The organism is Rhodococcus sp. AH-ZY2 (assembly GCF_030916465.1).
GTDB classification, from domain to species: Bacteria; Actinomycetota; Actinomycetes; order Mycobacteriales; family Mycobacteriaceae; genus Rhodococcus; species Rhodococcus ruber.
In genome coordinates this window covers 1,806,683-1,821,535 of the sequence record NZ_CP126458.1, presented here as the reverse complement: position 1 = coordinate 1,821,535, position 14,853 = coordinate 1,806,683, and the positions used below count along the sequence as shown (strand labels likewise).

14 protein-coding genes are annotated in these 14,853 nt (G+C 70.0%); 5 read left to right on the top strand and 9 right to left on the bottom strand.

Going from position 1 to position 14,853, the window contains the following annotated elements; genetic code table 11:
* Positions 1-42: 42 nt before the first annotated feature.
* The gene (locus QNA09_RS09530) at positions 43-1,401 is read left to right on the top strand and encodes a DUF349 domain-containing protein (RefSeq protein WP_010592642.1); all 1,359 of its coding nucleotides are present in this window, start codon (positions 43-45) and stop codon (positions 1,399-1,401) included.
* 135 nt (positions 1,402-1,536) lie between these two features.
* Here QNA09_RS09530 and QNA09_RS09525 read toward each other — a convergent pair whose 3' ends face one another.
* The gene (locus tag QNA09_RS09525; RefSeq protein ID WP_010592643.1) at positions 1,537-2,145 is read right to left on the bottom strand and encodes a hypothetical protein; all 609 of its coding nucleotides are present in this window, start codon (positions 2,143-2,145) and stop codon (positions 1,537-1,539) included.
* The gene (miaB, locus tag QNA09_RS09520) at positions 2,142-3,692 is read right to left on the bottom strand and encodes a tRNA (N6-isopentenyl adenosine(37)-C2)-methylthiotransferase MiaB (RefSeq protein ID WP_026137739.1); all 1,551 of its coding nucleotides are present in this window, start codon (positions 3,690-3,692) and stop codon (positions 2,142-2,144) included. Before miaB ends, QNA09_RS09525 begins: the two co-directional genes overlap by 4 nt.
* Before the next feature lie 274 nt (positions 3,693-3,966).
* On the opposite strand from miaB, the gene QNA09_RS09515 reads away from it, so the two are divergent.
* The 4 genes from QNA09_RS09515 (at position 3,967) to QNA09_RS09500 (ending at position 7,271) form a co-directional block, all read left to right on the top strand.
* Entirely contained in the window at positions 3,967-4,695 is a 729-nt protein-coding gene (locus QNA09_RS09515; protein WP_010592645.1) for an amino acid ABC transporter ATP-binding protein, read from the top strand.
* A 52-nt stretch (positions 4,696-4,747) separates the two neighbouring features.
* Positions 4,748-5,581, top strand: coding sequence for a glutamate ABC transporter substrate-binding protein (locus QNA09_RS09510; protein ID WP_010592646.1), 834 nt, complete (start codon positions 4,748-4,750; stop codon positions 5,579-5,581).
* Positions 5,582-5,664: 83 nt separating this feature from the next.
* On the top strand, positions 5,665-6,345 hold the full coding sequence (locus QNA09_RS09505; RefSeq protein WP_010592647.1) for an amino acid ABC transporter permease: 681 nt from the start codon (positions 5,665-5,667) through the stop codon (positions 6,343-6,345).
* On the top strand, positions 6,342-7,271 hold the full coding sequence (locus QNA09_RS09500; RefSeq protein WP_010592648.1) for an amino acid ABC transporter permease: 930 nt from the start codon (positions 6,342-6,344) through the stop codon (positions 7,269-7,271). The genes QNA09_RS09505 and QNA09_RS09500 overlap by 4 nt, the downstream gene beginning before the upstream one ends.
* 4 nt (positions 7,272-7,275) lie before the next feature.
* On the opposite strand, the gene recX is transcribed toward QNA09_RS09500, so the two are convergent.
* The 7 genes from recX to QNA09_RS09465 form a co-directional block, all read right to left on the bottom strand.
* Positions 7,276-7,854: a recombination regulator RecX gene (gene recX, locus QNA09_RS09495; RefSeq protein ID WP_010592649.1), complete on the bottom strand. Its 579-nt coding sequence runs from the start codon at positions 7,852-7,854 to the stop codon at positions 7,276-7,278.
* A gap of 8 nt (positions 7,855-7,862) precedes the next feature.
* Complete coding sequence (recA, locus tag QNA09_RS09490) at positions 7,863-9,995, bottom strand: intein-containing recombinase RecA (RefSeq protein WP_010592650.1); 2,133 nt, start codon at positions 9,993-9,995, stop codon at positions 7,863-7,865.
* A 183-nt stretch (positions 9,996-10,178) separates the two neighbouring features.
* Entirely contained in the window at positions 10,179-10,373 is a 195-nt protein-coding gene (locus tag QNA09_RS09485; RefSeq protein WP_010592651.1) for a DUF3046 domain-containing protein, read from the bottom strand.
* A gap of 83 nt (positions 10,374-10,456) precedes the next feature.
* On the bottom strand, positions 10,457-11,611 hold the full coding sequence (locus tag QNA09_RS09480; protein WP_026137740.1) for a glycosyltransferase: 1,155 nt from the start codon (positions 11,609-11,611) through the stop codon (positions 10,457-10,459).
* Positions 11,612-11,615: 4 nt separating this feature from the next.
* Complete coding sequence (locus QNA09_RS09475; RefSeq protein ID WP_157179985.1) at positions 11,616-11,792, bottom strand: hypothetical protein; 177 nt, start codon at positions 11,790-11,792, stop codon at positions 11,616-11,618.
* A gap of 177 nt (positions 11,793-11,969) precedes the next feature.
* Positions 11,970-13,505, bottom strand: coding sequence for a serine/threonine-protein kinase (locus QNA09_RS09470; RefSeq protein ID WP_119699722.1), 1,536 nt, complete (start codon positions 13,503-13,505; stop codon positions 11,970-11,972).
* 240 nt (positions 13,506-13,745) lie between these two features.
* On the bottom strand, positions 13,746-14,822 hold the full coding sequence (locus QNA09_RS09465) for an alkene reductase (RefSeq protein WP_059174599.1): 1,077 nt from the start codon (positions 14,820-14,822) through the stop codon (positions 13,746-13,748).
* Between the last annotated feature and the right edge of the window lie 31 nt (positions 14,823-14,853).

Below are 14,853 nucleotides of genomic sequence, written 5' to 3'. Positions count from 1 at the left end.
ATGCGACCAGGCAGCCGTGCCGCGCGGCAGAGATGAGGACCGATGACCGACCCGAACGCAACCCAGGAATCCCGCGCTCCGAAGCCGGGCGCCCCCAAACCGGGTCGGCAGCGGCCGGCCGCCGAGACCTCGGCTCCCAAACCGCACCCGGCTGCCCATCCCCACCCGCAGCCCACCGTTCCGGCCAGCGATCCGAGCCGGTGGGGCCGCGTCGACGAGGACGGCACGGCGTGGGTGAAGACCGCCGAGGGCGAGCGGTGCATCGGGTCCTGGCAGGCGGGCGACGCCGCCGAGGGTCTGGCCCACTTCGGCCGCCGATACGACGACCTCGCGACCGAGGTGGCAATTCTCGAGTCGCGGCTGAGTTCGGGCACCGGCGATGCGAAGAAGACCCGGGCGGCCGCCCAGGCGCTCGCGGAGTCCCTTCCCACCGCCGCGGTGATCGGTGACCTCGATACCCTCGCCGCACGGCTTGCGGCGATCGTGGCGGACTCCGAGAAGGCGGCTCTCGCCGCGAAACAGGAGAAGGAGCACCAGCGGGCAGCGGCCACCGCCCGCAAGGAGGCCCTCGCGGCGGAGGCCGAGCAGATCGGCGCCGAGTCGACGCAGTGGAAGGCCGCCGGTGACCGGTTGCGGGAGATCCTCGAGGAGTGGAAGACGATCCGCGGCGTGGACCGGAAGGTGGACGACGCGCTGTGGCGGCGTTATTCGAAGGCCCGCGAGGCGTTCAACCGACGGCGTGGCGCGCACTTCGCCGAACTGGACCGTGAGCGTGCCGCCGCACGGGCCCGCAAGGAGGAACTCGTCGCGCGGGCCGAGGACCTGCAGGACTCGACGGACTGGGGGGCGACGGCGGCCGCGTTCCGCGAACTGCTGGCGGAGTGGAAGGCGGCCGGCCGCGCCCCGCGCGAGGCCGACGATCAGCTGTGGAAGCGGTTCAAGGGCGCCCAGGACGTGTTCTTCGCCGCCCGCAACGCCGCCGCCTCGGAGCGGGACGCCGAGTTCGAGGAGAACGCGCGGGCGAAGGAGGCGCTGCTGCAGTCGGCGGCGTCGATCGATCCGTCGGCGGACATCGACGCCGCCCGGGCCCGGCTTCGCGAACTGCAGGACCGGTGGGAGGAGATCGGCAAGGTCCCGCGGGAACGTATGCACGACCTCGAGAGTCGTCTGCGGGCGATCGAGAAGCGGGTCCGCGAGGCCGCCGAGTCCGAGTGGCGGCGCACCGACCCGGAGGCGCTGGCCCGTGCCGCCCAGTTCCGGGAGCGTGTGCGCCAGTTCGAGGAGCAGGCGGCCAAGGCCACCGCGGCGGGCCGCCCGAAGGACGCCGAGAGCGCCCTCGCGCAGGCGCAGCAGTGGCGGGAGTGGGCCGACGCCGCGGAAGGTGCCGTCGGGGAGCGGTGAACCCCGGGCACGACCGAACCCGGACACGACCGAACCCGGACACGACCGAACCGCGAGCACGACCGAGCCCGGACACCACGGTGCCCCCGGCTCGTTCGAGCCGGGGGCACCGTGGTTCGTGCGGTTCCGGGACGATCAGTCGTCGAGCAGGCCCTTGTTCTCGTCCCGGGCGGCGGCGTCCCGCAGCTCCGCCTCGGCGGCGAGCTGGAGCGCGGTGCGCGTCCACACCACCTTCGCCCAGTGGAAGGTGAGCACCATGACGGCGAACCAGCCCAGGATCAGGCCGATGCCCGGTCCCGCTCCCGGGTCGCCGACGGGCAGGGTCTGCCGGGTCCAGATCGAGAGCATGCCGAACACGATCGACACCGCGGAGCCGGCCAGCGCCAGCCACGCCAGCACCCATCGGCGGGTGACGAGCGCCAGGATGGCGAAGATCGAGCCGAAGACCAGGGCGAGCCACACGAAGATGCGGGACGGCAGGGCAATGGATTCGGCGGTCGCATCGGGGGCGAAGGACAGCACCTCCCACCCGTTGGCCGCCCCGGCGTGGGGCAGGCTGAACGAGCCGAGCAGCACGAGCACCCCGACCGCGACGACGAGCGCCCGGGCGCCCGGGTCGATCTCACCGGCGATCTTGCGTTCGGCCGCTTCGAGGTCGGCACGGACTTCGTCCATCGGATCCCTTCCGTCGTTCCCGGCACCGTCGCCGGGGGTCCTGCCCTCGTCGGGGCCGCCCGCCGTCATGCCCCGCATCCCGTCCGGGCCGGAAGCGGTTCGGGCGCACCGATCTGCGGGAGACCGAGTCCGACACCGATGGGTGGTGTCTTGGGTGTGCGGCCCTGCTCGAACCGGTCGCCCGCGCGGGTGCGCCGGTGGGTCAGGATCGGGGTGTCCGCGACGAGATGATGGGGAGCGGCCTCGCTGACCACGACGGTGACGATGTCGCCGGGGCGGACCGCACGGTCGACGTTCCCCTCGGGCCGGAAATGCACGAGCCGGCCGTCCCGGGCGCGACCGCTCATTCGGGCGGTCTCGGCATCCTTGCGGCCCTCCCCCGCGGCGACGAGCAGTTCGACCTGAGCACCCACGAGCGCGCGGTTCCCCTCGAGGGTGATCCGTTCCTGCAGGGCGATGAGTCGTTCGTACCGTTCCTGGACCACGGCCTTGGGCAGCTGGTCGTCCATCTCCGCGGCGGGAGTGCCGGGACGCTTGGAATACTGGAACGTGAAGGCGCTGGTGAAGCGGGCCTTCTCGACGACGTCGAGGGTCTCCTGGAAGTCGTCCTCGGTCTCGCCGGGGAATCCGACGATGATGTCGGTGGTGATCGCCGCGTGCGGCATGGCCGCGCGCACCTTCTCGATGATCCCGAGGAATCGCTCCTTGCGGTACGACCGTCGCATCGCACGCAGGACGCGGTCCGAACCCGACTGCAGCGGCATGTGCAGCTGCGGGCACACGTTCGGGGTCTCGGCCATCGCCTCGATGACGTCGTCGGTGAACTCCGCGGGGTGCGGGGAGGTGAACCGGACCCGTTCGAGGCCCTCGATGTCGCCGCACGCGCGCAGCAGCGCGGCGAACGCGCCCCGGTCCCGGGGCTGCTCGGGGTCGGCGAACGATCGGCCGTAGGAGTTGACGTTCTGCCCGAGCAGGGTCACCTCGAGCACGCCCTCGTCGACGAGCGCGCGGACCTCGGCGAGGATGTCACCGGGCCGGCGGTCCACCTCCTTGCCGCGCAGCGACGGGACGATGCAGAAGGTGCAGGTGTTGTTGCAGCCGACGGAGATCGACACCCACCCGGCGTAGCTGGACTCGCGCCGGGCCGGCAGGGTCGAGGGAAACGCCTCGAGGGATTCGAGGATCTCCACTTCGGCGCGGCGGTTGTGCCGGGCACGATCGAGCAGTGCCGGCAGGTTGCCGATGTTGTGCGTGCCGAACACGACGTCGACCCACGGCGCCTTCTTCACGACGACCTCGCGGTCCTTCTGGGCGAGGCACCCGCCGACGGCGATCTGCATGTCGGGCTTGGCATCCTTGACCGGCCGGAGATGGCTCAGGTTGCCGTAGAGCTTGTTGTCGGCATTCTCACGCACCGCGCAGGTGTTGAAGACCACGAGGTCGGCGGCCGCACCCGGCCCGGCCTTGACGAATCCGGAGTCCTCGAGCAACCCGGACAGCCGCTCGGAGTCGTGCACGTTCATCTGGCAGCCGTAGGTGCGCACCTCGTAGGTGCGGGCGGCGGCCTCGCCGGTCGCGTCGAGGGCGGCCGGGGCGTTGGGGGGTTCACGGTCGATCGATGACACGTCTCAGCCTAGCTCACGGACCCGGCCGGCCCCGCAGTGGGCCGAGGGAAACAACGCCAAGGGAGACAACTTAGTCCATCGCCCGTCGCCGCGGGGCGAACCGGCTCCGGCCTTTCGGCGCCGACCGTAAATTTTCCATTACGCAGTCCGAACTCGGCTTCCGAAAGTTGCTGCACGGCGGCACGGGCAGCATAGGGTTCTGACCATGACACCAGCGGCGGTCGAATCCGAGAAGCCCTCCGGCTCGACGGGCGGCGCACCCCCGATGATCTCGATGTCGGAGGTGCAGAAGCACTTCGGAGCCCTGCACGTGCTGCAGGACATCAATCTGGACGTACCTGCGGGGCAGGTCGTGATCGTGGTCGGGCCGTCCGGGTCCGGCAAGTCCACCCTGTGCCGGACCATCAACCGGCTCGAGCCGATCGACTCGGGTGAGATCCGGGTGGACGGCAAGGTGCTCCCCGCGGAGGGCAAGGCGCTCGCGGCGCTGCGCGCCGACGTGGGCATGGTGTTCCAGTCGTTCAACCTGTTCGCGCACAAGACGATCCTCGAGAACGTCATGCTCGCCCCGGTGAAGGTCCGTCGCAAGGGCAAGAACGAGGCCAAGGAGCAGGCGCTGCAGCTTCTCGACCGGGTCGGCATCGCCAACCAGGCGGAGAAGTACCCCGCCCAGCTCTCGGGCGGGCAGCAACAGCGCGTCGCGATCGCGCGGGCCCTGGCGATGAACCCGAAGGTCATGTTGTTCGACGAACCGACGTCGGCGCTGGATCCCGAGATGGTCCAGGAAGTGCTCGACGTCATGACGTCCCTGGCCCGGGAGGGCATGACGATGCTCGTGGTGACCCACGAGATGGGTTTCGCCCGCAAGGCCGGCAACCGCGTGCTGTTCATGGCGGACGGGCAGATCGTCGAGGACACCGATCCCGACACGTTCTTCACCGCGCCCAAGTCCGCCCGCGCCCAGGATTTCCTCGGCAAGATCCTCAGTCACTGACCCGGCGTCGCTGCCGCATCCGGCGGCACCACCCACAACACGGAGGTACTCGATGAGAATCACCCGCTCGGTTCGCCTGGGCATCGGCGCGATCGCCGTCGCTGTGCTCGCCACCGCGTGTGGCGGAGACGAGCAGCGCAGCGTGTCGCAGTCCGCCGAGAGCGGCTCCCTCGTCGTCGGCATCAAGTTCGACCAGCCCGGACTCGGGTTGCGCAACCCCGACGGCACCTTCAGCGGGTTCGACGTCGAGGTCGCGAAGTACGTCGGGCAGCAGCTGGGGGTGGCGCCGGAGAACATCGAGTTCAAGGAGGCTCCGTCCCCGCAGCGCGAGACGCTCATCGAGAACGGTGAGGTCGACTACATCGTCGCCACCTACTCGATCACCGACGCGCGCAAGGAGAAGGTCGACTTCGCCGGGCCGTACTTCGTCGCGGGCCAGTCGCTGCTCGTGCGGGCCGACAACACCGACATCACCGGACCGGAGTCGCTCAGCGGCGGTAAGCGGCTGTGCTCGGTGGCCGGTTCCACTCCCGCCCAGAACGTCAAGGACACCTACGCGCAGGATGTGCAGCTGCAGGAGTTCGACACGTACTCCGCCTGCGTCGAGGCGCTGCGCAACGGCGCGGTCGACGCCGTGACCACCGACGACATCATCCTCGCGGGTTACGCGGCGCAGTACCCGGGGCAGCTGAAGGTCGTGGGCGAGCCGTTCACCGAGGAGCGCTACGGCATCGGCCTGGCCAAGGGTGACACCGAGTCCCGCACTCTGCTCAACGACGCGATCGAGGAGATGATCGCGAGCGGTGCCTGGCAGGCGGCCCTCGAGTCCACCGTCGGCCCGTCCGGGTACCCGTTGCCGGAGCCGCCGCAGGTCGACCGCTACTGACCGTCCCATGCCGTCCGGCCGGCCCGTGCGACGACTCGTCGCGGGCCGGCCGGACCCCAGTCCCCGATCGGTGGAGTTGACCTGTGGATCTGTTGAGCAAGTACGGCGACGAGTTGATCGACGCCTTCTGGACCACTGTGCAATTGACGGTGCTCTCGGCGATCGGCGCGCTGATCCTCGGAACGATCCTCGCCGGGATGCGCGTGTCCCCGGTACCGGTGGCGCGGGCGGTCGGCACCGTGTACGTGGGGATCTTCCGCAACACCCCCCTGACGCTGATCATCATCTTCTGTCTCTTCGGCTTGTCGCAGACGCTCGGCATCAGCCTGGCACCGCAGTCGTCGCCGACGTTCCTGGTGGACAACAATTTCCGGCTCGCCGTGCTGGGACTGAGCGTGTACACCGCGGCGTTCGTCTGCGAGTCGCTGCGCTCGGGCATCAACACCGTGAACGTCGGGCAGGCCGAGGCAGGCCGCTCCCTCGGGTTGACCTTCGGCCAGAATCTGCGCCTGATCGTGCTGCCTCAGGCGTTCCGTGCGGTGATCGCCCCCCTCGGTAGCGTGCTGATCGCCTTGACCAAGAATTCGACGATCGCGTCCGTCATCGGCGTCTCGGAGGCCTCCCTGTTGATGAAGACCATGATCGAGAACGAGGCGCAGATCTTCGTCATCGGCGGCATCTTCGCCCTCGGCTTCGTGATCCTGACCCTGCCCACGGGCCTGCTGTTCGGCTGGCTGAGCACGCGATTCGAGGTGTCCCGGTGAGCACCGGCCGCGCAACCGTCCTCTACGACGCTCCCGGTCCCCGGGCGCGAACCCTCTACCACGTCGCCTCGGCGGCGGTGGCCGTGCTGCTCGTCGCCGTCGGCTACTTCGTCTACCGGGCGCTCGACGACAAGGGTCAGCTCACCAGCGACAAGTGGGACCCGTTCCTCGAATCGAGTTCGTGGACCACGTACCTGATCCCCGGCATCCGCGGCACCCTCGTCGCCGCGGCGATATCGATCGTGCTCGCCCTGCTTCTCGGGGCCGCACTGGGCATCGGCCGGCTCTCCGATCACCGGCCCGTGCGCGCCGTGTCCGGGTTCGTCGTCGAGCTGTTCCGGGCGATCCCGGTGCTGATCCTGATGATCTTCGCCTACCAGCTGTTCGCCGAGTACCAGGTCTTCCAGTCGGAGTATCTGGCACTGGCGGCGGTGGTCACCGGCCTGACCCTCTACAACGGCTCGGTGATCGCCGAGATCGTGCGTGCCGGCATCCGGTCCCTGCCCCGCGGACAGACCGAGGCCGCTTCGGCGCTGGGCATGCGCAAGAGCCAGATCATGCGCCTGATCCTGCTGCCGCAGGCCGTCACCGCGATGTTGCCGGCGATCGTCTCGCAGATGGTGGTGGCCCTGAAGGACTCCGCACTCGGTTACCTCATCGGCTACGTCGAAGTCGTGCGATCCGGTCAGCAGCTCGGTGCGTTCTTCGGCAACTACCTGCCGTCGCTGCTCGTGGTGGCGGCGATCATGATCGTGCTCAACGGCGCGTTGACGATCCTCGCGACCCGGCTCGAACGTCGCCTGCGCACCGGGCGCAAGAACCGGGCCGCGATGCCGGAGGCCGACGAGAACGCGCCCGACAACGTGCTGTCCGGCATGACCGTGCCCGGGGTGGACATCACGAGCGACCACGACAAGCGCCGGTAACGCGTCAGTCGGCGGCGAATTCGCCGGGCCCGGAATCGTGCCCGGCGAGTTCGTTGCGGACCACCTCGAAGGCCAGGCCCTGCGGGTATCCCCGGCGGGCGAGCATGCCGACCAGCCGTCGCACCACCTTGTCCCGCTCCGCAGCGATCTCGCGCCGGTCGCCCTCCGTGGGCAGCGGCGGTTGGGTGCGCAGCTTCTTGCGCACCAGTTCGGTGGCACGGGCGCGCTCGTCGTCGCCGTCGATCTGCTCGAGTGCCTCCGCGGCCTCGACCTGCCCGATTCCCTTGCGGCGCAGCTCCATGGCCAGGGCACGTTTGCCCTTCCCGGCGTACAGGTGGCGGGAGCGTACCCACTGCTGGGCGAACTCGGCGTCGTCGACGAGACCGACCTCCGTCAACCGGTCGAGGGTCCGCTCGGCGACGTCCGCGGCGAAGCCCTTCTGTTCGAGCTTCGCGGCGAGTTCGGCGCGGCTGCGAGCCCGGTCGGTCAGCAGACGGAGGCACAGGTCCTTGGCCTGTGCCTCTGTTCCACCACCGGGCCGGTCGCCGCCGCGCCGGTCACCGCGACGGGAGTCGCCGTCCAATGCCCTACTCAGAAGTCGGCGGGCTCGTCGGCGTTCTCGGCGGTGATATCCGCCCCGATCCCGAGCTTCTCCTTGATCTTCTTCTCGATCTCGTCCCGGATGTCGGTGTTCTCGAGCAGGAACTTGCGGGCGTTCTCCTTGCCCTGACCGAGCTGATCGCCCTCGTAGGTGTACCAGGAGCCGGACTTGCGGATGAAGCCCTGCTCGACACCCATGTCGATGAGCGAGCCCTCCTTACTGATGCCGTGGCCGTAGAGGATGTCGAACTCGGCCTGCTTGAAGGGCGGCGACACCTTGTTCTTGACGACCTTGACGCGGGTGCGGTTGCCCACCGCATCGGAGCCGTCCTTGAGGGTCTCGATGCGCCGCACATCCAGTCGCACCGACGCGTAGAACTTCAAAGCCTTACCGCCGGTGGTCGTTTCGGGTGAATTGTGAACCATTACACCGTCGACGAAGTAGTTGTGGTTGCCCTCGACCTCGATATCGAAACGGCTCATCGACCGGGTCGGCGGCTTCACGTGCACGTCGAGCACACGCGAGGGGACGAGCCGCTGAGTCGGCTCCACGAATTCGGGAGCCACGATGCCGAGACCGCGGAAGCGGGGCAGCAACTTGTACTCCATCGAAGGGGCCATGTACGGCGCAACGATCTCCTGGAACTTCGCGGAGGCCGACGTGGAGAAGACCAGCACGGCCTTCTGCGCGGCGCCGGCGAGTCGCAGCCGAACGTCGAGTCCGTGGACATCTCGCAGGTAGTCGCGCAGACGTGCGCGCGAGCCCTCGCTCATGGCCTCCACACAGATCTCGATACGGCCACTTCCATCCTCGGTACGCTGCTGCACTCCCTTGGAACGCACAGAGAACGACCCGTCGTCCATGTACCAGACCGCCAGCGCAAGCGGTGTGAGCGACTTCAGATACTCCTCCGAGAGAAACTTCTTGCCGTCCCCGAGGTACACGGCGCGCTGCAGCTCCGCCAGCTCGGGCAGCGGCGTGAAGTCGACGAACTTCGCACCCTTGTCGTTCTCCCGCACGGAGTGCCCGATGTTGCCGAGCAGATTCGTCTTCCAGTCGAGGTACGCGTGTTGCGCAGGACCGTGCCCCATGCGGAAGCGAACGCCGTTGCGGTCACGCCGGTTCGGGGAGAGATTGCCGTCCCCCATCAACGAGCCCAGGACGATCTGGAACTGCTGGTCGCTCAGGCGATGCGGTTCCATCGAGAGGACGCGGTCACCGGCGATGATCTCACCGGCAGGGGTCCACCCTCCCGGTGTACGGATGAGATGGTTCGGAGTCGCGGCGAACTGAGACCGACCGTTCCCTCCGGACTTCTCCACAGTGAACTGCAGGAAATGGTCGGCACGGCCGTTGTCGAACCAGTTCACGATCCGGCGCGGCACGATGCTGTCGGTGTCGGGATCGTAGGACATCACCTCGACGTCCATCTTCTGGTTGACGATCTTGCCGATCTTCTCCGTCGTGCCGTCGGCCAGCTGGACCCGGGTGCCGTAGGAGAAGCACCCGAACATGACGCCGATCTTCTCGCGCAGCTGGTTGATGAAGATCGCGGTGGTGCCGGAGTTGTTGAGCGCGCCGGTCATCTTGCGCAGTGCCTGGCTCATCAGGCGGGCCTGCAGTCCGACGTGGCTGTCACCCATCTCGCCCTCGATCTCGGCGCGCGGCACCAGGGCCGCCACCGAGTCGACCACGATGATGTCGAGCGCGCCGGAACGGATCAGCATGTCCGCGATCTCGAGTGCCTGCTCACCGGTATCCGGCTGCGACACGAGCAGGGCGTCGGTGTCGACGCCGAGCTTGCGGGCGTACTCCGGATCGAGAGCGTGCTCGGCGTCGATGAAGGCCGCGATGCCGCCGGCGGCCTGGGCGTTGGCGACCGCGTGCAGCGCGACCGTCGTCTTACCGGACGATTCCGGGCCGTAGATCTCGACGACCCGTCCGCGCGGGAGGCCACCGATGCCGAGCGCGACGTCGAGTGCGATCGAGCCGGTCGGGATCACGGCGATGGGCTGGCGGGACTCCTCCCCCAGGCGCATCACCGAGCCCTTGCCGAAGCTCTTGTCGATCTGCGCGAGCGCCAGTTCGAGCGCCTTGTCGCGATCGTGTGCCTGTGGTGCCATCGTGGTCCCCTTTTCGAGTCTCGTCTTGCTTGCCGATGACGTTAGAGTCCGGCACCGACAAGTTCGCCGTCCCGACCGGCGAGCGGCCGGATCTGTGGATGAATCGGACGCCTGTGGACTACTTCTCCACCACCCGCGCCCCAGCATAGGCGAACAATTGTTCGAACGGAACGGCGCGGCGGTTCACCGGCGTGCGGGCGGGACGTCGAATTCGTCGCACAGGGCCCGCCACACCTCGCGGGGTTCCTGCCCGGCCTCGATGGCCTCGGCGGCGGTGTGCCCGCCGAGGGAGAGCAGGACGTGGTCACGGAGCAGGGCGTCGCCACGCATCTGCCCGAACTCGTTGCGGACATACTCGTGGAATTCGGTCAGTCGCACCCGAGCCACGGTAGTCGCTCTCCGGCGTGGGCCCCGGCGCCCGGCGCCTGTCCCATCACCGCGCCCGCGTCACCGCACCCGCGTCACCGTACCTCGGGCACGACGCCGCGGCAGACGGCGATCGGGTCCTCGACCTGCGCTGCCGTCGCGGCGGCCAGGCGCGCCGACCGGGCGAAGCGCGGCTCGGCCAGCACGGTGTCCACAGCCGCCCGCAGTGCGCCCGGCTCGAGTGGCCGCACGACGACCGCGCTGCCCTGCCGGGCGGCCCGATTGGCCAGTTCCCACTGGTCGCCGCCGCCGGGCACCACCACGGCGGGCACCCCGGCGCTCAGCGCCTTGGCGAGCATCCCGTGCCCGCCGCCACACACCACCACGTCGGCCTGCTCGAGCAGCAGGTCCTGCCGGCCGTGCCCGGCCACGACACCGTCCGGCCAGGCCCGCTCGGGCGGCTCGAGCATCGCGACGACGATCCGCATCCCGGAGCCGCCGAGACCCGCGCACACGGCGTCGAGCAGGCCGGGCACGCCGGTGGCCGCGGTGGACGGCGCCACCATCACCAGGGGTCCGTCGCCGGCGGGCGGCTCCAGGACCTCGCGGGTGGGTTCCCACAGCAGCGGGCCCACGACGTGCGCCTGCGCGGGCCAGTCCGGTCGCGGCACCTCGAGGGCCGGAAGCGTGGCGACGAGCCGGGCTGCCGGTCCCGGATCCCGCGCGGCCAGGCCGATCCCGACGCGCGCCTGCGCCCGTTCGCGCTCCCCCTGCCGAATCGAGCGGGCGGTCGCCGCCCGCAGCACCGCGTCCCGCGCCCGGCCGCGCAGGCCGGTGCCGGGGGCGAGACCGCTCCCGACGGGCGGCAACCCCCGCGAGGGCAGATACAGCGGATGGGGCGACAACTCCACCCACGGGATGCCGAGACGTTCCGCGGCCATGCCGCCGCCGGCGGTGAGGACGTCCGAGACGACGAGATCGGGAAGCAGGGCGCTGAGCCCGGGCAGCATCTCCGCCGCGATGTGCGCGGCGCGGGCATGGATGCGGGCGCCGGCATCGGCATCGTCGTCCTCCGGGCGCGGCGCCAGGCCGGCGAGCGGGGCCAGGGTCACGCCGTCGAGGTCCAGGCCCAGCCACCGCTCGCCGGTGAACAGAACCGGGTCGTCGCCCGCCTCGGCCAGCCGCAGGCTCAGGGCTATCGCGGGGATCGCATGCCCCGCGTCCGGCCCGGCCACCACTGCCACTCGCATCGATTCAGACTGCCACACCGGGTTCCCGCACTCTGCGGACAGCGAGGATCGGGCCGGCGGCGGGGCACCCGGACGTGCCGATCCCGTCGGCCCGCCCGGACGGTGCGACGAGGTCGTCGCAGGCGGGCACGTCGACGAGCACGCAGCGTGGCACCGTCCCCAGCCGACGTTCGTCGCGCACGCGCCCGTGATGCCGGGTCCGGCGGACGGCCGCTCCCCCACAGCGAGCGGGCAGGTCCCCGCACGGGTGGCTTCTTCGACGGTCGGCTCACCGATCGGTGGTCGGTCCCTTCGAAGACGGGTATGGCGGTCGCTTCCGGTGATCACTCCGTTCCGGTCGCCCCGGGCGAGCGGCCTTTCAGGGATACGCCGACCAGAACTGGAGCACCTGTTCGCGGGTGGTGACCGTTCCGTTCTCGATGATCAGCAGTTCGTTCCGGTCGAACGTGTAGCGCACAGGTCCCGACACGACCGTGAATCCGGCGGCGTCCGGGACGGCATCGGCCAGCTCGATGTCGGCGCCGTCGCCGAGTCGCAGACCCTTGTAGTAGAGGCCGTCGAAGCCGTTGCGGCACACCAAGACCCGAGATTCCGAAGTGCGCGCCACCGCGACGGCCTCGTCGGCAGCGTTGCAGCGCGGCCCGATGTCGTCGTCGAAGCCCCGGATACCTGCCTGCGCGACGGGGATGCGGTCCGGGCGGCTCTGTGGCGCGGCGGTGGTCGTCGGTGCGAGGGCGGAGGTGGTGATGTCGGTGATCTCCGCCGTGGCCGGGACGGACACCGAAGGAAGCGTGGCCGGGCCGGGGGTGTCGACCCGTCCGGTGGCCGAGATGCCGGCCCGCACGTCCGCGTCCTGCGAGCCGTCGCGGGCGAGCAGGATCCCGGTCAGTGCCCCGGCCAGCGTGACAGCCGCCACCACGCCCAGCAGCACGAGCAGCGGCCGCGGAGAACGCGCCCCCGGATGTCCGGACGCGGCAGGGGGCCCGGGAGACACCGGGGTGGCGGTCGACGCGGCGGAGACCGTCCGCGTCGGCTCGGTGACCGGCTCGTCGAGAGCGGCGCGCGCGGCTGCGGCCAGCGCGCCGCACGTGGGGAAACGATCCTCGGGCCGCTTGGCCATCGCGCGGGCGATCACCGCGTCGAGCGCGGGTGGTAGCTCGGGCCGCGCCGCGGTGGGACGTGGCGGGGCCAGATGCAGATGTGCGTGGACCAGATGCGCCGCCTCGGTTCCCGGGAAGGGGGGCCGCGCCGTGAGCAACTGATAGAGCGTGCACCCCAGGGCGTAGACGTCGGTGCGAGGGCCGGGCGGCCGTCCCTCGATCTGCTCCGGGGAGGCGTACTGCAGGCTGGCGACGAGGTTGCCGGTCTCGGTGACCGCCGTGCTGCCGAGACTCTTGGCGATCCCGAAGTCCGCGAGCAGGACGCGCTCCGGTTCACTTCCGCTGCTCGGGGCGAGCAGGATGTTCGCGGGCTTGACGTCGCGGTGCAGCACACCGTGCGCATGCGCGTGATCGAGTGCCCGAGCGGTCTCGGACACGATGCGCACGGCGCGCGCCGGACGCATCGGCCCCTCTCGCAGAGCGCCCACCGCATCGGTGCCGTCCACGTACTGCATCGCAATCCACAACTGGTCGCCGACGTTGCCGCGGTCGTACACGGTGACGATGTTGGGATGTTCGAGCCGCGCGACGTGATCGGCCTCCCGGAGGAACCGGCTGCGGTTGCCGGGATTCGCGTTCGCCGACAGGTCGAGCAGCTTCAGTGCAACGAAACGCGGCAGGTTGGGATGCCGCGCCAGGTAGACGCTGCCCATGCCCCCGGTCGCGAGGCGGCGTTCGATGCGGTACCCGGCGAACACGGAACCGGGCTGCAATTCTCCCACGGTGTCGTCCACTCCCGAGTCCGTCGTGGCGCCCGCCCGACGGCCGTCTCAGAATATCGCGCACCGACGCAGGACCCGCACCCGAATGCTCCGAATCGGATCGCGGTGCTAACCGATGTCGCCCGAGGCGCGGCAGCGTCGCCCGCACCCGGCGTCGGTGGCCCGGTCGGCGGCAGGTGATCACGAGGGCACGAGGCACGCAGCCACCTGGCCGGTTCTGCCCGGCTGCCGGAGCCGGGCAGAACCGTGGGGTCAGCCCGCGTGCAGGAAGGGGTAGTCGGTGTAGCCCTCGGCGCCCGACGAGTAGAACAGCGCCGATTGCGGCTGGTTCTCCGGGTGCTCCCCCGCCCACCGCTCGACCAGGTCCGGGTTGGCGAGGACCGCCCGGCCCACGGCCACGGCATCGGCGTGGGCGGCCTCGATCAGCTCCACCGCTTCGTCCCGGGTGGTCGGCGAGCCGAAGCCGCTGTTGCCGATCAACTTGCCGCCGAACCGCCGGCGCAGCTCCTGCACCAGTTCGCCGGCCGGTTCCTTGTGCAGCACGGAAAGGTATGCCAGGCCCAGTGGACGCAGTCGATCGAGGAGGGCGCCGTAGGTGGCGAGGACGTCGTCGCGGTCGGTCTCGTAGGCGTCCTGGATGTTGTGCTCGGGCGAGATCCGCAGTCCGACCCGGCCGGGGCCGATGGCCGACGCCACCGCCGTGACCACTTCGACGACGAAGCGGGCCCGGTTCTCCGGAGAGCCGCCGTACTCGTCCGTACGCTGATTGGCGGCCGGTGAAAGGAACTCGTGCAGCAGGTAGCCGTTGGCGCCGTGGATTTCCACCCCGTCCAGCCCGGCCTCGATCGCCCGCCGCGCCGCGGCGACGAAGTCCTCGACGATCCCGCGCGCTTCGTCGGTGGTCAGCGCGTGCGGTATCGGGTACGGCTGCTTGCCCTTCTCGGTGTGTCCCACGCCGTCGATCGCAATCGCGCTCGGAGCGACGACCCGTCGGCCGCCGTTCACGTCGGGGTGGGTCACGCGTCCGCCGTGCATCACCTGCATCACGATGTGGCCGCCGCGGGCGTGCACCGCGTCGGCCACCCGTCGCCAGCCGGCCACCTGCGCGTCGGTGACGATTCCCGGCTGGCCGACGAAGGCCTGCGACTCGTGGTTGGGGTAGGTGCCTTCGGTGATGATCAGCCCCACGCTCGCCCGCTGCCGGTAGTGCTCGACCACCAGGTCGCCGGGAACACCCGACGGTCCGGACCGCAGCCGGGTCAGCGGGGCCATGACGACCCGATTGGCGAGCTCGAGATCTCCGAGAGTGACGGATGTGAACAGGTCCATGGCAGGGGCAACGGGTGCGGGCACACCTGCG

Excerpts from the sequence above, each read along its gene's own strand:
- QNA09_RS09530 (WP_010592642.1), top strand. The coding sequence starts at position 43 with ATGACCGACCCGAACGCAACCCAGGAATCCCGCGCTCCGAAGCCGGGC.
- recA (WP_010592650.1), bottom strand. The coding sequence starts at position 9,995 with ATGGCACCACAGGCACACGATCGCGACAAGGCGCTCGAACTGGCGCTC.
- QNA09_RS09525 (WP_010592643.1), bottom strand. The coding sequence starts at position 2,145 with ATGACGGCGGGCGGCCCCGACGAGGGCAGGACCCCCGGCGACGGTGCC.
- QNA09_RS09480 (WP_026137740.1), bottom strand. The coding sequence starts at position 11,611 with ATGCGAGTGGCAGTGGTGGCCGGGCCGGACGCGGGGCATGCGATCCCC.
- QNA09_RS09510 (WP_010592646.1), top strand. The coding sequence starts at position 4,748 with ATGAGAATCACCCGCTCGGTTCGCCTGGGCATCGGCGCGATCGCCGTC.
- QNA09_RS09515 (WP_010592645.1), top strand. The coding sequence starts at position 3,967 with ATGATCTCGATGTCGGAGGTGCAGAAGCACTTCGGAGCCCTGCACGTG.
- QNA09_RS09465 (WP_059174599.1), bottom strand. The coding sequence starts at position 14,822 with ATGGACCTGTTCACATCCGTCACTCTCGGAGATCTCGAGCTCGCCAAT.